Source organism: Aeromonas sp. 600948 (assembly GCF_049174875.1).
Lineage (GTDB): Bacteria > Pseudomonadota > Gammaproteobacteria > Enterobacterales > Aeromonadaceae > Aeromonas > Aeromonas veronii_A.
On sequence record NZ_JAAKTY010000003.1, the window covers coordinates 78,138 to 98,746 of the forward strand.

Sequence of the window (20,609 nt, forward strand, 5' to 3'; positions counted from 1 at the left end):
ACTACTTTGTTGGCGTTTGCCCGGCAAGTGGGTCGCAGAGATTTTCTGGATGATCCGAACAACCGAGATATTGTGGGCAGGGGCGAGACCGGGATAATGCCGGGCTCACGTTGAGCCCGGCTTGTCAGCGCTCTGTTACAGCACGAAGCTCTGTACCATGGCGCGCAGCTGTTCGGTGAGCTGGTGGATCTGGCGGGCGGCATCGCGGGCGGCGCTGGCCACTTGCAGCGCCTCGTCACTGCCATCGGAGATGCGCACCACGTTGCGTTCGATCTCGTTGACCACTGCGCCCTGCTGCTCGATGGCGCTGGCGATGATGGCGTTGGTATCGACCATCCGATCCACCTTCTCGGTGATGGCGCCGAAAGCCTGTTTTGCCTCCTGCGCCAGCCCGACCCCCTCCTGCGCTTCATGGCTGGCCGCCGACATGGCGGTGACCGAGGCGCGGGCGCCGGATTGCAGCTGTTCAATCATCTGCTGGATCTCGACGGTAGCCCCCTGGGTGCGGTTGGCAAGAGACCGCACCTCGTCGGCCACCACCGCAAAGCCGCGACCCTGCTCACCAGCCCGGGCCGCTTCGATGGCAGCGTTGAGGGCCAGCAGGTTGGTCTGTTCGGCGATGCTGCGGATCACGCTGATGACGCCGCCAATCTGGCTGCACTGCTGTTCCAGCTGGCCTATGGTGTCGGCGGTACGCAGCACCTCGCGGTTGATATGGTCGATTGCCTTGATGGTTCGTTCCACCACATCCTCGCCCTGACCGACCACGTTCTGCGCCTCCTGGGTCATGCGGGCGGCTTGCAGGGCGTTGCCCGCCATGTCTTGTGAGGTGGCGGCCAGCTCCTTGATGGCGGTGGCGACCTGATGGGTCCCCCCTTGCTGATCGGCGATCACCTCCTGTGAGCGGCAGGTACGCGCTTCGATCTCGGTGGCGCTCTCCACCACGGTGACGCCATTTTCACGCACTCGCAGCATCAGGGTGCGCAGGGTCTCCAGGGTCACGTTGTAATCCCGGCTGATGGCGGCCAGCTCGTCCTGACCGACGATCTCGATATGCTGGCTGAGATCCTGGGCGTTGACCCGAGCGGCAATATCACGCACCCGCCCTACGGTGTCGCGCAGGGAGAGATAGGCGCCGATCATCAGGTAGAGGTAGAGCAGCAAGCTGATGGTCAGCGGCGCGGTGACCCACCAGAAGTGGCGCTGGTTGGCGGTCAGCCGCTGATGTAAGTCGGCCTCCAGCCGCTGGCGTACCTGGCCTGCCAGCGCGGTGATGGCCTCGTCCATTTTATCCCCCAGCGCTTGCACCTCCTTGGTGGAGAGCTGCACCAGCTGATCCTTCATCATCTTGTTTTCCATGGTCTCGACCCCCTGACGCACCAGCTGTATCAGAGCATCGGTCTGCTGACCCAGCTCGGCGCGGTAGGCCGGTTCCATCTGGTATAGCAGGGTCAGATCGGCCTCCAGCTCTTGCAGAGTGGCGCTGATCAGGTCAAGACGAAAACGCAGGCCGCTGTAGCCCTCGGCCTGAAACAGGCCGAAATCGGCGATGGTGGCGGCACGATCCCGCACCTGAGCCAGCAGGTCGCGCAGCTGCGGCAACCGCTCGCTGGCGAGGATCACCATGTAGTAGGTACCGAGCGCCGGATCCTGAATAAGGCTGCTGGCAGCGGTAATGTGCTTGTAGAGGTGGCGCACCTCGGTCAACAGCTTGTCGTGGCGCAGGTTGCTCTGCTCCACTTCCAGCTTGCCCGCTTCACTCTGCAGGGCGGCCCAGCCCTGCTGGATCACCTCAAAGGAGGGGTTGTTCTGGCGGGTGTCGGCAAAGGCTTGCAGGCTCTGATCAACGGCTTGTGCGGCTGCCTTGACCTGATCATCACCGACCGGATCCACTTCATAGGCATGACGGGTTACCAGATTGCGATGGGTGAGCAGGGCTTGCTCGATAGCGGGCACGGGGGCGAGATTGACCACTCCCGCCAGCTCGCGGTTGGCCTGGACGTTGTCATCCTGCAGCCGCCCCAGCAGATTGGTCATGCTGTACGCCAGTGGCAGCAGCATCAGACAGGACCAGAGCAGGAATTTGTATTTGAAGGAGAGCTGATTGCCCAGCCGGATGGCGGGGTTGAAAATCCATTTCATGTTAAGCCTCGATACCTGAGTGCGGGCGTGATTCGTGTTGCCTGAATAGTACTCCGAGCGGCCTCCCTTGGGTGATGGCCGGTTGCAAGTTGTGATCCCCTTGGCTTTTTACTTCCGGGCGGGGTGCCGTCAGCCGAGCCAAAAGAAAACGGGCCACCCGAAGGTGACCCGCGGTCGATAAGGGGAAACCGATCAGTTGAACGCCAGGAAGGGCGAGACACAGAGCAGTAGGCCGGTGACGATGATGATGTAGAGGGAGGTGCCCTTGTACTTGTGCAGCGCCGGTACCTGATAGACCAGATAGGCCGGGATGAGGCAACCCACCATGCCGAAGATGGGGCTGCAGATGGAGGTGAAGCTCAGCACCGGGGCGTTGAGCACGATGGCACCCCAGGAGAGCATGACGGTGAACACCATGATCCCTTTGCCTACCAATCCTTTGTTGATGCGGTTTTCCGGCAGAACCCGGCGCAGCAGGTTCATCGCCAGACCCTGACAGGCTTCACGGAAACCGAGGTAAACGCCGAAGTAGGCGGTCATCACCGCGAAGATGTTGAGGGTGAGGCTCAGGAGCTTGAGGGTCTGGCCGGGCATCCCCTGCGCCACCATCGCCAGTGCGGAGATATTCTCCTCGGAGGCTTTGACCGCCTGATCGTGGCCCATGGCCAGGGTAAAGGAAACCGCGTAGAAGAACACCACCACAAACAGGATGCCGAAGGCGATATTCATGGCGCGCATCGCCTTGAAGCGGGCCACTTCCAGCGACTTTTCCCGCGAGCGGTAGGAGATCACCATGGGGCTCAGGCTCTGGATAAAGAGGATGGAGGTGAGGGTAAAGGGGAGCATGATGATGGCATCCTTCATCCAGTCACCGGCGGCGGGCATGGCGGTGATGTTTGCCGCATCCCACTTGTCCACCATCATCAGGCCGAGCACGGCCACCACGCTGATCTTGGTCAGCACCATAAAGGTGGAGATCTTGAACAGCAGGTTTTCGCCGCGCGAGGCCAGTGCCACCAGGCCACAGATCAGCACCAGACCGTAGAGCGGGTTTTCGGAGAGCAGGCCGTCGGTGACGCCGAAGCTCTGCAGGAAGGAGGCGCTGTCATTGGTGATGGCTGTGGAGTAGACGAAGACCCAGATCACCAGCATCACGAAGTAGAGTGCGCCGAGCAGCACACCCCAGTTCTTGCCAAGGTAGCCGGTGATGACGCTGGGGTAATCCTTGCACTCTGGCGAGGTGGCCAGGGTGTTGATAAAGAGGCGCTGGAACATGTACATGGCGGGGTAGCCGATCACCGCCGAGAGCAGAAAGACCCACAAGCCCATCAGACCCACCTGTACCGGCAGGAAGACGATCCCTGCGCCGATGGCCATGCCGATGCTCATGATGATCCAGCCCCAGTCGGTGCTGTCGAAGCGAACCGCTTCTTTCCATTCCAGCGTGCCCATCACGGGGCTGGCGAGTGTAGTGCTATGCGCGTCCATTAAAACCTTCTTTTTTGTAGGGATGTGGGAAAGCGGCGCAAATATAGTTGAATGAAACTGTCATAAACAATGCCCATAAGAGTACTTTTGTTCAAATCAGGATGGTGATCACGGTTTATATTGAGGCCGAAAGGTGCCTTTAAACGCCATTTTTGTATCTTTTTGTTGAATGGATAAAATAAAAAGCAAATAATGTTGAACGGAATGAGATTCGTGATTGCAAAAAAAATTGCACAAACAGGAGTGGCTATATGAAACGCATCATCACAGCAGCAGCGGCACCTGACGCTATCGGTCCCTACAGCCACGGCACTGCCTATGGCGACCTCATCTTTACCTCCGGTCAGTTGCCGGTCTGCAAGCAACAGGGTGGTGTGGTGGAAGGGGGGATTGCCGCCCAGACCCGCCAGTCACTGGAAAACCTGAAATCCGTGCTGGAAGCCGCTGGCGGCTCGCTGGATACCGTGCTCAAAACTACCTGCTACCTCGCCGAGATCAGCGATTTTGCCGCGTTCAACGAGGTCTATAAAGCCTATTTCCAGAAAGATTGTCCGGCGCGCAGCTGCTTCGCAGTGAAGGATCTGCCGATGGGCGTCAAGGTTGAAGTGGAAGCGATCGCCCATATCGCTCGTTAATGCTGATAAAAAGGTTCAAGTGATGAAACAAGCGTGGCAGCAGTATCTGCAGATTATTCAACAGGTTGTCAAACCAGCGCTGGGTTGTACCGAGCCAATCGCCGCCGCCTATGCCGCAGCGGTCGCCACCCGGCAACTGGGCTGTGAGCCAGGTCGCCTCGAGGTTGCAGTGTCGGACAATCTCTATAAAAACTCGATGGGTGTCTATGTGCCGGGCACCGGCAAGATCGGTCTGGCCATTGCGGCTGCGGCCGGAGCCATCGGTGGCAACGCCGATGCCGGGCTGGAGGTGCTGGCCGCGATCCAGCCAGAACAGGTGGAGCGTGCCCAGCAGCTGATCGATGCTGGCAAGGTGCAGGTGAGCCGCACCGCCGCCCCCGAGTTTATCTTCTGCCGCGTGACCGTTTATGGCACGGATGAACATGGTGAAGAGCACAGCGCCGAAGTGACCCTCTGCGGTGGTCATACCCGCATCGTCGAGCAGCGCCGCGATGGCGAGGTGACCTTCACCGCCGATCAGAGCCAGGGTGGTGCAACCGGTTCCATTTGCGATGGCGTCGATATCAGCATCGCCGCCATCTACGAGTTCGCCACTCAGGTGGAGTTCGAGCAGATCAGGTTCATCCTCAAAGCCTCGGAGCTTAACGGCAAGCTCTCCGCCGAGGGGATGAACAACCCCTATGGCCTGGAGATTGGCCGCACCATGCAGCAGAACATCAATGCCGGTCTTATCGGCGAGGATGTGATGAACCGCATCGTGATGATGACGGCGGCCGCCTCCGATGCCCGCATGGGGGGCGCGACCCTGCCAGCCATGAGCAACTTCGGCAGCGGCAACCAGGGCATTGCCGCCACCATTCCGGTGATGGTAATTGCCGAGCGCTTTGCGGCCAGCGAAGAGCAGCTGGCTCGCGCCCTCATCATGAGCCATCTGGGCGCCATCTATATCAAGTCCCACTATCCGCCGCTGTCGGCCTTCTGTGGCAATACCGTGACCAGCGCGGCCGCCTCCATGGCCATGGTCTATCTGGCGGGCGGCAGCTTCGAGCAATCCTGCTTTGCCATCCAGAACGTGCTGAGTGACAGTGCCGGCATGGTGTGCGACGGCGCGAAAGCCTCCTGCGCCATGAAGGTGAGTACCTCCTCCGGTGCGGCGGTGCGCGGCTTCCTGATGGCCCTCAACAGCCACTCGGTGTCGGGGCAGGGGATCGTCGCCGGTGACGTGGATCAGACCATCCGCAACGTCGGCCAGATGGTGAAGGAGGGTATGTCTGCCACAGACAGCACCATTATTGATATCATGTCCGCCTGATGTCCCTGTCGGTTGCTGCCCGGCGTCCATTGTCCGGCAGCAACCCTTGCAAGAAGGTCCCATTGTGAAGCTGCAAGAGTTGAGTCCGAGCGATTTTGAGATCCTCAAGTCGATGGAGAACATAGTGGACGGCATCGCCGCCATGTATGGCCAGCACACCGAAGTGCTGCTCCACAGTCTGGATGCGCGCAATCCCTCGATCGTCAAGATTGCCAACGGCCATATCACCGGCCGCAGTGTCGGCGCCCCCATCACCAACCTGGCGATGATGAAGCTCAAGAGCGGGCAGGATATCTCCAGCCCCTACATGACCAAGTGCGCCACCGGCAAGACCCTGCGCTCCATCACCACCGTGATCCGCAACGGGGAGCACAGGGCCATCGGGTTGCTCTGCATCAACAGCGACATGGATGCCCCGTTGCAATCCGTGTTGCGCACCATGATGCCGGAGTGCATGCACCCCCATGAGAGCCATGCCACCCCGGAGGTGTTCGCCCGCAACATCGACGAAGCGCTCAACAGCACTATCGACACCGTCAGTGCCGAGGTGCGTGGCAACGAGGCGGTGCCTCCGTCCCAGAAGACTCGGGTTATCGTCAACCAGCTGCACGACATGGGGATCTTCGAGTTAAAAGACAGTGCCCAGATTGCGGCGCGCCAGCTCGGGATCTCGGTCCACTCCATCTACCGCTATCTGCGGGAGATCAAGAAGGGCTGAGCCGATACACTCTGGCCAAATTGGCAGCAAACGGGTCAGCCTTGACCCGTTTTTTACGCCCGCTTTAGCCTCTCTATTTGGACCATCCTTCGGGCTCATCTGCTATCATCATCCCCCCTTGTATTTTTCTATCTCTCTGAACGTGCTGGAGAAATCATGTCTCGACTCATCTATCTGCTGCGCCACGGCCAGACCCGCTTCAATGCCGAGCAGCGTCTGCAGGGGCGCTGCAACTCCGATCTGACCGACAAGGGCGAGGTGCAAGCCATCGCCATGGGGCGGCGCCTTGCCGCCGAACTGGCGGATCCCGCCCGCTGGACCGTCTATGCCAGCCCGCTCGGTCGCGCCCGTCAGACTGCACTGCTGGTGTGCGAGCAGTTGGGGCTGACGGCGGATCGCATTGTCTGGGACGATCGCTTGATGGAGCTGGGGATGGGGGAGTGGGAGAGCTGCCAGATCCCGGCGTTGCGGCTCGCTCATCCCGAGCTCGATACCGGCAAGGGGGACTGGTATCTGCAGGCACCGGGGGCCGAGAGCTTCGAGAGCATTCAGCGCCGGGCACACCAGTGGTTGCAGGATCCCGCCATCGCCGAGCGGGCCATCGTTATCTCCCACGGCCTGCTCGGTGCCATGCTGCGTGGTGTCTATGCCGATCTCGACTATGAGGCGACCTGGTCACAGGAGTTGCCGCAAGATGCCTTCTATAAGCTGCAGGATGGCCACATCACCCGCATTGCCTGCTAATTGCCGTGAGGTGGCACCATGGCATGGACCATGATTGCCACCTTCGGATGCCCATTTTTGCCGCAGTTCAACACATCAGAGCACCTTATCGCGGCAAGATGAGGTATCTTATGCCCCGATTTCATCCATTAAACGGATCCGAGACCCCATATGATCATCAAACCCAAGGTTCGCGGCTTTATCTGCACCACCACTCATCCGGTCGGTTGTGAAGCCAATGTTCGTCGCCAGATCGCTTATACCAAGGCCAAGGGCACCATCGAGAATGGTCCCAAGAAGGTGCTGGTGATCGGCGCTTCCACCGGTTATGGCCTGGCCTCCCGGATTGCGGCTGCCTTCGGTAGCGGCGCCGCCACCCTCGGCGTCTTCTTTGAAAAAGCGGGCACCGAGTCCAAGACCGGTACCGCCGGCTGGTACAACTCTGCCGCCTTCGACAAGGCAGCCAAAGAGGCGGGCCTCTACGCCAAGAGCGTCAACGGCGATGCCTTCTCCAACGAGTGCCGCGCCAAGGTGATTGAGCTTATCAAGCAGGATCTGGGTCAAATCGATCTGGTTGTCTACTCCCTGGCCTCTCCGGTGCGCAAGATGCCGGAAACCGGCGAAGTGGTGCGCTCTGCCCTCAAACCGATCGGCGAGGTCTACACCACCACCGCCATTGATACCAACAAGGATCAGATCATCACCGCTACCGTCGAGCCGGCGAACGAGGAAGAGATCCAGAACACCATCACAGTGATGGGCGGTCAGGATTGGGAGCTGTGGATGGCTGCCCTGCGTGATGCCGGCGTGCTGGCTGACGGCGCCAAGTCCGTGGCCTACTCCTACATCGGTACCGATCTGACCTGGCCAATCTACTGGCATGGCACCCTGGGCCGCGCCAAGGAAGATCTGGACCGCGCCGCCGCCGCCATCCGTGGCGATCTGGCTGCCAAGGGCGGCACCGCTCACGTGGCCGTGCTCAAATCCGTGGTGACTCAGGCCTCTTCCGCCATTCCGGTGATGCCGCTCTATATCTCCATGGCCTTCAAAATCATGAAGGAGAAGGGCATTCACGAGGGTTGCATGGAGCAGGTAGATCGCATGATGCGCACCCGTCTCTACGCGTCCGACATGGCGCTGGACGATCAGGCTCGCATCCGCATGGATGACTGGGAACTGCGTGAAGATGTGCAGCAGACCTGCCGCGACCTGTGGCCATCTATCACCAGCGAGAATCTTTCCGAGCTGACTGACTACACCGGCTACAAGCAGGAGTTCCTGCGCCTGTTCGGTTTCGGTCTGGATGAGGTCGATTACGATGCGGATGTAAATCCGGATGTGAAATTCGACGTGGTCGAGCTCTGAGTCTGACTCAAGTGAAAACGGGGCCCCGCGGGGCCCTGTTTTTTTGGCAAACATTCCGCTAATTTGCGGAATTTTATTATCAGCGATCACCTTTTTCCCATATCAAACCCGCTAGTCTTGCGCTGATCGGATCACAGACGGCATTGCCGAGGTACGGAAGCTATGACCACTCCAAACGAGGCGCCCAAGAAGCGCCAACTCCCCACAGTTTATACCCTGCTTTTTATCATCATCGCGCTGATGGCCGCCCTGACCTGGGTGCTGCCAGCGGGCAAATATGACTATGTCACCGCCAAGACCCAGCAGCCGGTTGCGGCTGCGGCCGTGGCCGATTACAGCGGCGACGAGCGGCTGTTGCCGGTGCCCGGCAGCTACACCGAGTTACCCGCCCACCCGCAGGGGGTGTTCGAGGTGCTCAAGGCCCCCATTCAGGGCTTTCACAAGGCGGCCGACGTGGCGCTGTTCGTGCTCATCATCGGTGGTTTTCTCGCGGTGACCATGCAAAGCGGTGCGCTGGATGCAGGGGTGGTGGCCATTGTGCGCGGCTTTGCCGGCCGTGAGCGGCTGCTGATCCCGGTGTTGATCGCCCTGTTTGCCCTCGGTGGCTCCACTTTCGGCATGGCGGAGGAGACGGTGGCCTTCTGGGCGCTGATCGTGCCGGTGATGATGGCGGCGGGCTTTGATCGCATGGTGGCGGCGGGGATTATCCTGCTTGGCTCCGGGGTCGGGGTGCTCGCCTCCACCGTCAACCCGTTTGCTACCGGCATCGCCTCCGGTTTTGCCGGTATCCCCATCGGTGAGGGGATTGGCCTGCGGGTCATCCAGTGGCTGCTGCTGGTGATCTTCGCCTCCTGGTTCGTGATGCGCTACGCCAAGCAGGTGCAACAGGACAAATCCCGCTCCGTGCTGGCCGACATCGTCTATGACGACGAGTTCTCCCAGATGAAGAGCGGCAACCTCGCCTTCACCGGCAAGCAGAAACTCACCATGCTGGTCTTCTTCGGCACCTTCCTGCTGATGATCTATGCGGTGGTGCCCTGGTCGGATTTGGGGATCGACGTGCTGCCCACCTTTGGCTGGTGGTTTGACGAGCTCTCGACCCTGTTCTTCAGTGCCTCCATCCTGATTGCGCTGATCAACCGGATGCCGGAGTCCAACTATGTGGCGACTTTCCTGAGCGGCGCTCGGGATCTCATCGGGGTGGCACTGGTGGTTGCGGTGGCGCGCGGCATCTATGTGGTGATGGAGCAGGGCGTCATCATCGACACTATTTTGCATTGGGCTGAAGGGCTGGTGAGCGGACTCTCCTCGTCGGTCTTCATCCTGATGGCCTATCTGGTGCACATCATCCTGAGCTTCTTCATCCCCTCCACCTCGGGGCTGGCGACCGTCTCCATGCCGCTGATGGGGCCGCTGGCGGACTTCTCCGGCATCTCCCGGGATCTGGTGATCACTGCCTATCAGTCCGCCTCCGGCTGGATCAACCTGTTTGCCCCCACCGCCGCTCATCTGGTGGCCGGTCTGGCGCTCGCCAAGATCCCCTACGATCGCTTCGTGCGTTGGGTGCTGCCCTTTATCATCGGCGTAGCCCTCATCACCATGGCGGTGCTGGTGGCCGGCGCCCTGCTGCACGGCTGATGGCACGAATTAAACCACAGATAACAAAAAGGCTCCCGCGGGAGCCTTTTTCATGAGCCTTGCTTACTGCTTGTAGCCCTTGAGGAAGCGGGCGAGGCGGCCGATGGCATCCTCCAGCTCCTCTTCGCGGGGCAGGAACACCAGCCGGAAGTGATCCGGCGCCGGCCAGTTGAAGCCGGTGCCCTGTACCAGCAGCAGCTTTTCCTGTTGCAGCAGGTCGAACACCATCTTCTGATCGTCGCGTATGTCATACACCTTGGGATCAAGGCGCGGGAACATGTAGAGCGCCCCCTTGGGTTTGACGCAGGAGACCCCGGGGATCTCGTTCAAGAGCTCCCACGCCTTGTCCCGCTGCTTGCGCAGGCGGCCGCCCGGCAGGATCAGCTCGTTGATGCTCTGATAGCCGCCGAGTGCAGTCTGGATGGCGTGCTGCATCGGCACGTTGGCACACAGCCGCATGGAGGCCAGCATCTCCAGCCCTTCGATATAACCGCGGGCACGGCCCTTGGGACCGGTGATGACCATCCAGCCCTGACGGAAGCCGCAGGCACGGTAGGCCTTGGAGAGGCCGTTGAAGGTCACCACCATCACATCGTCGCACAGGGTGCAGACGCTGGTGTGGGAGATATCGTCGTAGAGGATCTTGTCGTAGATCTCGTCGGCGAAGATGATGAGGTTGTGCTGGCGGGCGATCTCGATCACCTCCAGCAGGAACTCGCTGCCGTAGACAGCACCGGTCGGGTTGTTGGGGTTGATCAGCACCAGGCCGCGGGTGCGCGGGGTGATGCGGGCGCGGATATCGTCGAGATCCGGGTACCAGTCAGCCCCTTCGTCGCAGCGATAGTGCACCGCATGGCCACCGGAGAGAGTGACGGCAGCAGTCCAGAGCGGGTAGTCGGGGGAGGGCACCAGCATCTCGTCGCCGTTGTTGAGCAGCGCCTGCATCGCCATCACGATCAGCTCGCTGGCGCCGTTGCCGATATAGATGTCATCGATATCGACCTTGCGCATCCCTTTTTGCTGGTAGTACTGCATCACCGCCTTGCGGGCAGAGAAGAGCCCCTTGGAGTCGCAGTAGCCCTGGCTCAGCGGCATGTTGAGGATCACATCCTTGATGATCTCTTCCGGCGCATCAAAGCCGAACGGGGCCGGGTTACCGATGTTGAGCTTGAGAATGCGGTGGCCTTCGTCTTCGAGACGGCGAGCTTCTTTATGCACCGGGCCGCGGATGTCATAGCAGACATCGTCGAGCTTGTGCGACTTGTCGATTGTGAACATGGTGACAGTGATTCCTTCCCCACAGGGACGCGTTGGCGAAAAAGGCGGTTTTTAGTATCAAATATCTTTTCCCCTATTCTTCACAGAATTGAATGCTAGAACAATCTTCTTTTTAGTAGATATTCCTGATTTTTAGCCCCAAAACAGAGTTATTAAAAGGTTAAATTCAGCACGATCGTTTGTGCTTGGCAAGGTTCACCAGTGAAAGATGGGGGAGTGATTAACAAAGCTACTCTACTGTGTTGAAATCTTCACGCTCTCTGGCACGATTGGCTTGTGTAAAAAAGCCTCTTCATCGTCATTTCCGACGAGAAAAAGCTGATACAACTGGCACTGGCCAGCGCATATTTCCCCTTTCCCGTCCTGTTCTATCTGCAGAGGTATCCCATGCATGCACCCACACCCGGTCGCTATCGTCACTTCAAGGGGGGCTACTATCAGGTGCTGACCCTGGCCAGCCATACCGAGACAGGCGAGCAGCTGGTGATCTATCAGTCGGAACAGGATGGCGCCGTCTATGCCCGTCCAGTCGCCATGTTCATGGAGTGGATTGAGCATCAGGGTCAGGTGGTCAGCCGATTTTCGCCGATCAAGTGATCCGCTGGTGTGGCCCTGAATTGTTGATCAACAAATAGACAGAACAGGCCTTTGGAGTCATAAGTTGTCGCATGAGGCTCCTTGTTGGCAACAGCCTCTGTGTGGCTTGCTACTGATAAATATCTCTATTAATCAACCAATTGTGACTTGAGTCACGTTTTCTGGCGACTGGTAACCGGGTTCGCATCGGCTATTGCTGCTCCCATAATGCTGCGCGTGTTAACGCATGGCCCCTTTGCGGGCCTTTTTATCTCATCTTATCGGGAGACATACAGTGAAACCTGTTGCAGCAGAGTTTTTGGGAACCTTCTGGCTGGTATTGGGAGGTTGTGGCAGTGCCGTGCTGGCTGCAGCCTTCCCCCATGTGGGGATCGGCCTCTTGGGCGTATCGCTGGCATTCGGCCTGACCGTGCTGACCATGGCCTATGCCATCGGCCATATCTCCGGTTGCCATCTCAACCCGGCCGTCACCATCGGTCTGTGGGCTGGCGGTCGTTTTCCTGCTTCCGGCGTGCTCTCTTACATCGTGGCTCAGGTGCTGGGGGCAATTGCCGGTGCTGCTGTACTCTATGTGATTGCCAGTGGCCAGGCCGGTTTTGATCTCTCCGCCGGCTTTGCCTCCAACGGCTACGGTGAGCACTCTCCGGGCGGCTACAGCATGATGGCGGCACTGGTGTGCGAAGCTGTGATGACCGGCTTCTTCCTGTTCGTCATCATGGGCGCTACCGACAGCCGTGCGCCAGCTGTGCTTGCTCCGGTTGCCATCGGCCTGTGCCTGACCCTGATCCATCTGGTGAGCATTCCGGTGACCAATACCTCGGTCAACCCGGCCCGCAGTACCAGCGTTGCGCTGTTTGTCGGTGACTGGGCGGTCAGCCAGCTGTGGTTGTTCTGGGTTGCCCCGATTGTCGGTGCCATTCTGGGTGCGCTGGCTTATCGCCTGGTGGCGACGGAGCAGAAGTAATCATTTGCGAAACAAAGTGTGGTATCGACACGCCTGAGGGCGTGTTTTTTGTTTCTGGAGGAGTGAGATAAGAGAACTAACCAAGCCAAACGTCAGAGTCCCTTGGCCTGCAGCATCTCTTTGTAGCGCTGATGGAGCAACTGGACGCGCTCCACATAAGCGCGCGTTTCCGCATAGGGTGGGATGCCGCCATGTTTTTGTACGGCGCCCGCCCCGGCGTTGTAGGCCGCGGTCGCCAGCGCAATGTTGCCGTCATACTGCTTGAGCAGTCCCGCTAGGTATTTCACCCCGCCGAAAATATTCTGTTCCGCCAGCAGGGCATTGCCGACCCCCAGCTCCCGCGCCGTGGCAGGCATTAGCTGGGTCAGCCCCATCGCCCCCTTGCGGGAGACCGCCAGTGGATTGAAAGCCGATTCGGCGTGAATGAGCGCTCGGATCAGCGCAGGCTCAACCTGATAGGTCTTTGCTGCTGCCTTGATGGTGCTGGCATAGTCATAGAGAAACAGTCCTGTGGTCTGCCAGTTGACGCTGGATTTGGGGTCGCAGGCGAAGCAGTCGTTGAACAGCAGCAGTTCGTAATGGCCCTGTTCGGGCGCCATATCGGAGTAACGTACTACCCCGTTTTGCTGCACCGATTTATAGACCTGGATCTGCTTCTTGCCGCCAGCGGCGGTTGCCGCCGTTTGAGCGGTGTCGGGTTGTGGGGCGGGCGCAGCATGATTGACCGGGCGCAAGGGAGAGGGGGCTGCGGTCAGGAAGACCACCTCCGCGGGAGGGGGCGTCTGGCTCCATCCACTCAAGGGGATCAACACCATCTGGCCTGCCAGCATCCATGCTTTCAACCGTCACACTCCTTCCCTGGATCATCATGTTGAGTAAAGCACCATGGCGAGTGCAGAACAAGCGTACAAACAGGGAGTTGTGAAGTGGAGGGGGGATTTGACCGAGGGACGGGGGGATGCCGGAGTATGTCCAGGAGAGGCGCCAAAAGGTGGAATTTTCCGGTAGCTAATGGTCATAAGCGTCTTAGGGAAGTGCTCCAGCATGCTCGCTTTTTTGTTAATAAAAGGCATGCTATCTTGCTGGTGTAAGCTGGTCTGGCTAGTTAGTTTCAATCTATCTTATCTACTGATTATAAAGGAATTTTTTGTGTCAGGAATGCTGGCGATGGAACTCATCTTCGAGGAGTACTGTGACGCCGATCTCTCTCTCATCAAGGATTATTACGAGACGACTTTTTCCCACTATGTGCCGGATCTGGCAGAGCGGGTCTTTGTCGTACGTGATGCTCACTGGCTGGTGGGGGCGGTTCGGTTGCGGGACGAGGAGGAGTTTTATCATCTGTGCGGCTTTCGTCTGTTGCCTCACTACCAGTCGCTGGGATTGGGTTCACGGCTGTTGCAGCACGCCTGTCACGGTCTGGAGGACAAACCGGTAGTCTGTCAGGTACTGCCTTTCGAGAAACCCTTCTATCTCAAGGCCGGTTTTGCCGATATCTCCCTCAACCAATTGAGCGGTTCACTCTTCTCCCTTTATGAGCAACAGCAGCAGCAGGGTTATCAGGTGGAGCTGCTGGTACGGGATACCAGCCAGCCCCTCCTGAATTGAGCGGGCTAGCGGGGTCTGGTCAGCAGGTGGATTTTGCCTGGTGACAGCTCCAGCCCCAGCAGGTTTTCTTTCAGCCAGGCTTGTTGCGGATCCTTGTCATCCAGTCGGTAAACCGGTTTGCTCTCAAGACGCTTCTCCATGCTCTGCAGCAGCATACCGAGCATCATGCCGAACTTTCTCTCTGCCGCCTCCGGTTCCAGCTTGTACTCCACCAGTTTCATGTTGTCGAGAAACAGCGCGCTCTGGCTCTTGTCATAGCGGGGTCTTGCCTCATAGGTCATCTGCAGGCGGGCGTCATATTCGGTATTGTCGGGCAGGGCGATCTTGAGCTTGCCCTTGCCATAGACTCGGGCGGTGTCTGGCTGTTGACGGCCAATCTGGACATCGCTCTGCTCCAGCTTCACATGGGCCTTTATGATGCCGGGCAGCTCCAGCTGTTTGTCGACTTGCACCTGGGATTGCAGGTACTGATTGATCTGCTGCTCATTGATGTCATATGAGCCTTGACCTAGCATGGCCAGGCTGAGCAGCATGGATTGCAGAATCATGGGGGCAACCTGATAGAATGGATTTGCCTTACAGCATACCATTCCTGACTGGCAGGATCTGCCGACCACTGTTTGTTGATGAAAAGGAGTTACCGTTGCTAAACGGTCTGGAACATGATCTCCACCTGCTGTTCTCCCGCTTTCTGGGCTGGCTGCTACTGCTTTTTCATACCGTTATCGTCGCGGGTGTGTCGTTTCGGGTAGTGATGAAACGCCGCCCCATCGGGGTGTCGCTGGCCTGGCTGGCGCTGATCTACGCCATTCCGTTTGCCGGCGTCGGCTTTTACTTGCTGTTTGGTGAAATCAAGTTGGGGCGCCGCCGCGCCGAGCGGGCACAGGCCATGTATCGCCCTTACGCTATCTGGATTCGTCAGTTGGCCCGCCTTTTCCCCCAGCATTGCTGCGAGGTGGGGGAAAAGGCCCAACCATTGCACGATCTGATCCAGGGGCGGTTGGCCATGCCCATGCTCTCCGGTAACCGGATGACTCTGCTCAGCCAACCCGACCAGATCCTGCATGAGATTGCTCAGGATATTCGCCGCTCGACGCTCTCATGCTATCTGGAGTTCTATATCTGGCACCCCGGCGGTGATGCCGACGAGGTGTGTGAAGCACTGATGGAAGTCGCGCTGCGCGGCGTGGATTGTCGTTTGTTGCTCGATTCGGTGGGCAGCAAGCACTTCTTCCGCTCCGGGTGGCCGAAAAAGCTGCGCAAGGCGGGGGTCAAGCTGGTGGAGGTGCTGCCGGTCGGCGCCTGGCGCATTCCGTTCCAGCGGCAGGATTTGCGAATGCACCGCAAGTTGGTGGTGATCGATGACAAGGTCGGCTATACCGGCTCCATGAACATGGTGGATCCCCGTTTTTTCAAGCAGGATGCCGGGGTCGGCCAGTGGGTCGACATCATGATCCGGGTGCAGGGGCCCATGGTGCCGCTGATGTGGTCGATCTTTGTCTGGGACTGGGAGATGGAGACCGGCGAGCGGCTGCTCGACAGTCTGCAGCATGAGCCGGAAGCCTGGCCCCAGACCAACTACCGCGCCCAGCTGATCCCGTCCGGCCCCTTCGTCGGCGGCGACTGCATCCAGCAGAGCCTGCTGCTGGCCATCTATCAGGCGCGCAGCCATCTGGTGCTGACGACCCCTTACTTTGTGCCCGACGATCCGCTGGCGGCCGCACTCAGTTCGGCGGCGGCGCGCGGGGTGCAGGTGCAGCTGGTGTTGCCGGCACGCAACGACTCCATCATGGCCAATTACGCCTGCAACGCCTTTATGGAGGAGCTGCTGGCGGCCGGGGTGGAGATCTACCGCTACGATGCCGGTCTGCTCCATACCAAGAGCGTGCTGGTGGATGATGACTTCGCGCTGGTGGGGACGGTCAATCTGGATCGGCGCAGCCTCTGGCTCAACTTCGAGGTGACCCTGCTGGTGGATAACCCCTCGTTCGTGGCCCAGATGACCCGGCTGGTACAGGGCTATATGGCGGAAGCCACCCCGATGACCCTGGCCCAATGGCAGGCCCGCCCCTGGTACAAGAAGGCGATGGAGAACATCTTCTATCTCTTCAGCCCCTTGCTGTGAGGTGATGGCGAGCCACAAGAATGTTGGCTCGCCCTCTGATTGGACTTGCCTAGTCCCGAGTCCGCCCCGTAGAGTGCAGTGACAACTCCCTGGAGACACATGGATATATGAAAAAGATAGTGGCCCTCGCCGTGGGTGCGGCACTGGTAGGTGGTGGTCTGGCTGCGTGCTGGTACACGGGCAACAGCTTCGACAGCATCATGGCGGAGCAGATCGCCAAGGTGGAGAAAGAGAGCGGGCTCGACATGCAGTGGCTGCCGGGCAGCAGCAACCTCTTCACCCGTGACGGGGTCCTGAAGGTCGTGGTGACGCCGGAGGAGCTGGCTGCCATCGACAGCGAGCTGGAGGGCAGTCAGCCCATCGAGTTGCAACTTGTGGTCAAGAGCCAGATCCTGCCGCTCTACATCAAGAGCCACTTCCTGCTCGATACCCATAATGGCACGCTAGCGCCGGTTTTCACTGCACTGGGCATGGAGCAGTGGGAACTCGGTCTGGAGTCGGTCACCAGTCTCTGGACCCAGGGTAACAGCAGCCGTTTCTGGGCCAATGAATTCAAGATCAAACAGGGGCTGGACGAGTTCAGCTTCCTGCCCCTGAGCGGCGAGTTCCACGGCAATCTGGAGGGGAATGGTCACCTCACCATGACCTGGCAGGGGATGACGGTCCATGAAGAGCAGAGCAAGATGGACTTGGTGCTGGCCGATCTGAAAGGGAGTGCCGACATTGCCGAGATCAGCGGTGTGCTCCTCTCGCCCCAGAGCGAGATGACCCTCTCGGCCCTCACGGTACAACTGCCTGACAGCGTCAAGGTTGCCCTGCAGGGGATGACTACCGAGACTCAGCTGACCGGTGATGATGCCCAGACCCTCTCCAGCAGCTATCAGATGAAAATTGCCAAGCTGGATCTGGAGAACGAGACTGACACCCTGGCGGTGACCGACAGCAAGTTGGCGCTCAACCTCAACGGTCTGGATCTGGAAGGGTATCAGGGGCTGCAGGCCGCCGGTGGCAAGGGAGTTGAAGATGCCGCTATCCAGCAGGCGCTGGACAAGATGCTCAAACGTGGCGCGACCCTTGAACTGGCCGATCTCAGCGCCAAGCTCAACGGTGAGGCGGTGACCATGAAGGGGGACGTGAAGCTGGCCTCCACTTCGCTGGAGCAGCTGTTCAACAGCGACGCGGGAATGCAGGCCCTCTCCGGCGTGCTGCATGCCAGCCTCAGCGACAAGCTGGGCAAGGCGGTGCCGCAACTGGCCCCCATGCTCGATCAGCTGACCCAGATGGGTTATCTGAAGGCCGACAAGCAAGCGCTGACCTCCGAGCTGAAGCTGGAGAAGGGCGCGGTGACGGTAAACGATCTGCCGCTCTGACACTCGGCGCAGAAACAACAACGGCTCCCGCGGGAGCCGTTGTTGTTTCTGGCGTTTGCATATGGGCCGTGTGGGCGAATTACTTGAAGACCACCGTCTTGTTGCCGTAGACGAACACCCGCTCGTTCAGTACCAGCTCCAGCGCGCGGCTCAGCACCGATTTCTCCACATCCCGACCCGCCTTGGCCATGTCGTCCGCACTGAAGGCATGACCGACGTGGATCACGTCCTGTTCGACGATGGGGCCTTCATCCAGATCGTCGGTCACGAAGTGGGCGGTGGCGCCGATCAGCTTGACGCCGCGATCAAACGCCTGCCGGTAGGGGCGGGCACCGATGAAGGCGGGTAGGAAGGAGTGATGGATGTTGAGGATCTTGCGCGGGTAGGCCTCGACGAAGCTCGGGGTCAGCACCCGCATGTACTTGGCCAGGATCACATAGTCAGGCTCATAGCTGTCGATGATGGCGCGAACCTGCTCCTCATGCTCTGTCCGGCTCAGACCCTCGTGACTGACGGTGTGGAACGGGATATCGAACTTGCCGGTGAGCTCGGCCAGGGTGTCGTAGTTGCCGATCACCGCGACGATATCCATATCCAGCGCGCCCGCGTAGTTCTTCATCAGAATATCGCCGAGGCAGTGGGTCTCTTTGGTCACCAGGATGACGATGCGCTTCTTGCCCGCCTTGACCAGACGGCGCTGGGCACCGGTGGGCAGGGCATCATCGAGGTCGGCCAGCAGGGTCTCGTCGTTGAAGCGTCCCTCCAGCTCGGTACGCATGAAGAAGCGGCCATTCTCGTGATCCACAAACTCATCGTTCTTGATGATGTTGAGCTGGTGCTTGTAGCAGATGTTGGTGATCTTGGCGATGAGCCCTTTGGCATCCGGGCAATCCGTGAGCAGTATTTTCTTTTCCATCTCTGTCATTTTCCGTTTGTGGTGTTGGCGCTGCTGTCTGCGCCGGCAGCGTTGTTCAGGCTCTCTTTTCGGGCCCTGTTTTTTTGTTTCGGGAACTATGCCATAAACCGATCCGCGCCATAAAGAAATTCGCCAGTCATGGTCTTTCGTGCTGGCGAGCGGGCCGCAGAGCGGGATCCCGGGCGCAATGTTGAAACGCTTTTCAGCCTGCGGGGGATTTTGGCTGGTATCTGCAACCGTTTTTCTTTAGGCTGTCTGCGCTTATTCTCAGGGCGGGGTGCAATTCCCCACCGGCGGTATCCCGATTGACTCGGGGAGCCCGCGAGCGCCCGACTTGGCTGATTGCCAGGTCGGGGTCAGCAGATCCGGTGAGATGCCGGAGCCGACGGTCATAGTCCGGATGAAAGAGGATAAGACAGACCTTGCCGTGTTGGCCCTTGTGGGCTGGCCGCTGCATGCCCGTCTCTGTCTGCCTTTCCATGCCCTGATTCTGGTCCTTGTCTTGTTTAGGAGTTTTACCATGAATCAGTCTCTACTCAGTGAATTCGGTGATCCCGTTGCCCGTGTCGAAGCGGCTTTATCTGCCTTGCGTGCCGGAGGCGGCGTGCTGGTGGCCGACGATGAAGATCGGGAGAACGAGGGCGACCTCATTTTCGCCGCCGAATCCATGACCAATGAACAGATGGCGTTGATGATCCGCGAGTGCTCCGGCATCGTCTGCCTCTGCCTGCCCGACGAGCGGGTTCGCCAGCTCGAACTGCCGATGATGGTGGAGGCCAACTCCAGCCACTACCAGACCGCCTTTACCGTGACCATCGAAGCGGCGCAGGGGGTCACGACCGGTGTCTCGGCGGCTGATCGCATCACCACTATCCGTGCAGCCATCGCAGACGGCGCCAAACCGGGTGATCTGCACCGCCCGGGTCATGTTTTCCCGTTGCGTGCGCGAACCGGTGGGGTGCTTACCCGCCGTGGTCATACCGAAGCGACGGTCGATCTGATGCAGCTGGCTGGCCTCAAACCGTTTGGTGTGTTGTGTGAATTGACCAAAGAAGATGGCTCGATGGCGCGTCTGCCAGACCTTGTTGCGTTCGGTCGCAAGCACCGGATGCCGGTGCTGACCATCGAGGATCTGGTGCAATATCGTCAATTGTTGTCAGAACGTACAGCCTGAGCCTCATACGAAATTGTAATAAGGCAAAAATTTGGTTAACCTTTGTCCGTGCCCCCACCACACGGCACTCATTTTTTAGACGAATCTGGACAAAAACTGTTCATTCAAAAAAAAATGAGGGTTTTAATGCATTTATCTGTGGTGGGGACTATGCAAAGTAGGATTTTTTTGTGCCATAATCACGCCGCTTGCTAAACGTCTGGCGAGTTCAAGGGAGCTTTAAAAATGAAAAAATTGTTGTTGGTAGGTGTTGTTGGTCTGTCCGCTCTGCTGGGCGGTTGTGCAAACACCAGCGAACTGGAAACTTCCGTTCAGAATCTGTCTAACAAAGTTGACCAACTGGCTCAAGATGTTAGCGCAGTTCGTGCTGATCAGTCCAAAATCGCTGCTGATGTTGCCGAAGCCAAGCAAGAAGCTATGCGTGCTAACCAGCGCATCGACAACATGGCTACTTCCTACAAGAAGTAATCCATGCGAAAAAAATGGCGCAGTTTTGCGCCATTTTTTTTTGCCTGAAATTCACAGTATCTCCACTATTCCCACAGCACCTTATTCC

19 protein-coding genes and 1 riboswitch are annotated in these 20,609 nt (G+C 58.9%); of the genes, 13 read left to right on the plus strand and 6 right to left on the minus strand.

The features are described from left to right. Nucleotides 1–135 precede the first annotated feature (135 nt). The gene (locus G5182_RS03505) at nt 136–2,142 is read right to left on the minus strand and encodes a methyl-accepting chemotaxis protein (protein ID WP_421254195.1); all 2,007 of its coding nucleotides are present in this window, start codon (nt 2,140–2,142) and stop codon (nt 136–138) included. Nucleotides 2,143–2,334: 192 nt separating this feature from the next. Next, entirely contained in the window at nt 2,335–3,630 is a 1,296-nt protein-coding gene (locus tag G5182_RS03510; protein WP_021229327.1) for an amino acid permease, read from the minus strand. Nucleotides 3,631–3,881: 251 nt separating this feature from the next. On the opposite strand from G5182_RS03510, the gene G5182_RS03515 reads away from it, so the two are divergent. The 6 genes from G5182_RS03515 to G5182_RS03540 all read left to right on the plus strand — a co-directional run bounded on the left by G5182_RS03515 (nt 3,882) and on the right by G5182_RS03540 (nt 10,021). Then, the gene (locus G5182_RS03515; protein ID WP_005344164.1) at nt 3,882–4,265 is read left to right on the plus strand and encodes a Rid family detoxifying hydrolase; all 384 of its coding nucleotides are present in this window, start codon (nt 3,882–3,884) and stop codon (nt 4,263–4,265) included. Nucleotides 4,266–4,287: 22 nt separating this feature from the next. Then, nucleotides 4,288–5,577, plus strand: a complete 1,290-nt coding sequence (locus G5182_RS03520) for a serine dehydratase subunit alpha family protein (protein ID WP_421230703.1) — start codon at nt 4,288–4,290, stop codon at nt 5,575–5,577. Between the two features lie 64 nt (nt 5,578–5,641). After that, nucleotides 5,642–6,295, plus strand: a complete 654-nt coding sequence (locus tag G5182_RS03525; RefSeq protein WP_005334376.1) for a helix-turn-helix transcriptional regulator — start codon at nt 5,642–5,644, stop codon at nt 6,293–6,295. A gap of 156 nt (nt 6,296–6,451) precedes the next feature. After that, nucleotides 6,452–7,039: a histidine phosphatase family protein gene (locus tag G5182_RS03530; protein WP_421230702.1), complete on the plus strand. Its 588-nt coding sequence runs from the start codon at nt 6,452–6,454 to the stop codon at nt 7,037–7,039. Nucleotides 7,040–7,189: 150 nt separating this feature from the next. Beyond that, nucleotides 7,190–8,383: an enoyl-ACP reductase FabV gene (fabV, locus tag G5182_RS03535; RefSeq protein ID WP_005361765.1), complete on the plus strand. Its 1,194-nt coding sequence runs from the start codon at nt 7,190–7,192 to the stop codon at nt 8,381–8,383. A 162-nt stretch (nt 8,384–8,545) separates the two neighbouring features. Further along, nucleotides 8,546–10,021 carry a YfcC family protein gene (locus G5182_RS03540; RefSeq protein WP_421230701.1) on the plus strand — a complete coding sequence of 492 codons (1,476 nt, stop codon included), beginning with the start codon at nt 8,546–8,548 and terminating at the stop codon, nt 10,019–10,021. A 63-nt stretch (nt 10,022–10,084) separates the two neighbouring features. Here the strand turns inward: G5182_RS03540 and G5182_RS03545 are convergent, their stop codons facing one another. Beyond that, nucleotides 10,085–11,299, minus strand: a complete 1,215-nt coding sequence (locus G5182_RS03545; protein WP_005334367.1) for a pyridoxal phosphate-dependent aminotransferase — start codon at nt 11,297–11,299, stop codon at nt 10,085–10,087. A gap of 387 nt (nt 11,300–11,686) precedes the next feature. On the opposite strand from G5182_RS03545, the gene G5182_RS03550 reads away from it, so the two are divergent. Together G5182_RS03550 and aqpZ are read left to right on the plus strand one after the other, a co-directional pair. Then, complete coding sequence (locus G5182_RS03550; protein ID WP_043851261.1) at nt 11,687–11,896, plus strand: DUF1653 domain-containing protein; 210 nt, start codon at nt 11,687–11,689, stop codon at nt 11,894–11,896. A gap of 274 nt (nt 11,897–12,170) precedes the next feature. Then, nucleotides 12,171–12,860 (plus strand): aquaporin Z, encoded by a 690-nt coding sequence (aqpZ, locus tag G5182_RS03555; protein ID WP_421254196.1) that lies wholly within the window; start codon nt 12,171–12,173, stop codon nt 12,858–12,860. A 92-nt stretch (nt 12,861–12,952) separates the two neighbouring features. On the opposite strand, the gene G5182_RS03560 is transcribed toward aqpZ, so the two are convergent. Continuing rightward, the gene (locus tag G5182_RS03560; protein ID WP_421172015.1) at nt 12,953–13,702 is read right to left on the minus strand and encodes a lytic transglycosylase domain-containing protein; all 750 of its coding nucleotides are present in this window, start codon (nt 13,700–13,702) and stop codon (nt 12,953–12,955) included. Nucleotides 13,703–14,027: 325 nt separating this feature from the next. Between G5182_RS03560 and G5182_RS03565 the strand changes: the two genes are divergently transcribed. Beyond that, nucleotides 14,028–14,468 (plus strand): GNAT family N-acetyltransferase, encoded by a 441-nt coding sequence (locus G5182_RS03565; RefSeq protein WP_266134531.1) that lies wholly within the window; start codon nt 14,028–14,030, stop codon nt 14,466–14,468. Nucleotides 14,469–14,473: 5 nt separating this feature from the next. Here the strand turns inward: G5182_RS03565 and G5182_RS03570 are convergent, their stop codons facing one another. Beyond that, nucleotides 14,474–15,016, minus strand: coding sequence for a DUF1439 domain-containing protein (locus G5182_RS03570; protein WP_005344183.1), 543 nt, complete (start codon nt 15,014–15,016; stop codon nt 14,474–14,476). Between the two features lie 95 nt (nt 15,017–15,111). On the opposite strand from G5182_RS03570, the gene cls reads away from it, so the two are divergent. Next, entirely contained in the window at nt 15,112–16,593 is a 1,482-nt protein-coding gene (cls, locus tag G5182_RS03575; RefSeq protein ID WP_266134494.1) for a cardiolipin synthase, read from the plus strand. A 107-nt stretch (nt 16,594–16,700) separates the two neighbouring features. After that, nucleotides 16,701–17,963 carry a DUF945 family protein gene (locus G5182_RS03580; RefSeq protein WP_421254197.1) on the plus strand — a complete coding sequence of 421 codons (1,263 nt, stop codon included), beginning with the start codon at nt 16,701–16,703 and terminating at the stop codon, nt 17,961–17,963. 79 nt (nt 17,964–18,042) lie between these two features. Here G5182_RS03580 and purU read toward each other — a convergent pair whose 3' ends face one another. Continuing rightward, on the minus strand, nt 18,043–18,879 hold the full coding sequence (gene purU, locus G5182_RS03585) for a formyltetrahydrofolate deformylase (RefSeq protein WP_005344188.1): 837 nt from the start codon (nt 18,877–18,879) through the stop codon (nt 18,043–18,045). Nucleotides 18,880–19,138: 259 nt separating this feature from the next. Beyond that, a riboswitch (FMN riboswitch) is annotated at nt 19,139–19,295 on the plus strand. Nucleotides 19,296–19,399: 104 nt separating this feature from the next. Here purU and ribB point away from each other — a divergent pair. Both ribB and G5182_RS03595 read left to right on the plus strand, forming a co-directional pair. After that, nucleotides 19,400–20,053, plus strand: a complete 654-nt coding sequence (gene ribB, locus G5182_RS03590; RefSeq protein ID WP_193859982.1) for a 3,4-dihydroxy-2-butanone-4-phosphate synthase — start codon at nt 19,400–19,402, stop codon at nt 20,051–20,053. Nucleotides 20,054–20,278: 225 nt separating this feature from the next. Continuing rightward, complete coding sequence (locus tag G5182_RS03595; protein ID WP_005334342.1) at nt 20,279–20,521, plus strand: Lpp/OprI family alanine-zipper lipoprotein; 243 nt, start codon at nt 20,279–20,281, stop codon at nt 20,519–20,521. Nucleotides 20,522–20,609: the final 88 nt, after the last annotated feature.

Coding starts and splice junctions, on each gene's coding strand:
- G5182_RS03505 (WP_421254195.1), bottom strand. CDS start 2,142: ATGAAATGGATTTTCAACCCCGCCATCCGGCTGGGCAATCAGCTCTCC.
- G5182_RS03510 (WP_021229327.1), bottom strand. CDS start 3,630: ATGGACGCGCATAGCACTACACTCGCCAGCCCCGTGATGGGCACGCTG.
- G5182_RS03515 (WP_005344164.1), top strand. CDS start 3,882: ATGAAACGCATCATCACAGCAGCAGCGGCACCTGACGCTATCGGTCCC.
- G5182_RS03520 (WP_421230703.1), top strand. CDS start 4,288: ATGAAACAAGCGTGGCAGCAGTATCTGCAGATTATTCAACAGGTTGTC.
- G5182_RS03530 (WP_421230702.1), top strand. CDS start 6,452: ATGTCTCGACTCATCTATCTGCTGCGCCACGGCCAGACCCGCTTCAAT.
- fabV (WP_005361765.1), top strand. CDS start 7,190: ATGATCATCAAACCCAAGGTTCGCGGCTTTATCTGCACCACCACTCAT.
- G5182_RS03540 (WP_421230701.1), top strand. CDS start 8,546: ATGACCACTCCAAACGAGGCGCCCAAGAAGCGCCAACTCCCCACAGTT.
- G5182_RS03545 (WP_005334367.1), bottom strand. CDS start 11,299: ATGTTCACAATCGACAAGTCGCACAAGCTCGACGATGTCTGCTATGAC.
- G5182_RS03550 (WP_043851261.1), top strand. CDS start 11,687: ATGCATGCACCCACACCCGGTCGCTATCGTCACTTCAAGGGGGGCTAC.
- G5182_RS03565 (WP_266134531.1), top strand. CDS start 14,028: ATGGAACTCATCTTCGAGGAGTACTGTGACGCCGATCTCTCTCTCATC.
- G5182_RS03570 (WP_005344183.1), bottom strand. CDS start 15,016: ATGATTCTGCAATCCATGCTGCTCAGCCTGGCCATGCTAGGTCAAGGC.
- G5182_RS03580 (WP_421254197.1), top strand. CDS start 16,701: ATGAAAAAGATAGTGGCCCTCGCCGTGGGTGCGGCACTGGTAGGTGGT.
- purU (WP_005344188.1), bottom strand. CDS start 18,879: ATGGAAAAGAAAATACTGCTCACGGATTGCCCGGATGCCAAAGGGCTC.
- ribB (WP_193859982.1), top strand. CDS start 19,400: ATGAATCAGTCTCTACTCAGTGAATTCGGTGATCCCGTTGCCCGTGTC.
- G5182_RS03595 (WP_005334342.1), top strand. CDS start 20,279: ATGAAAAAATTGTTGTTGGTAGGTGTTGTTGGTCTGTCCGCTCTGCTG.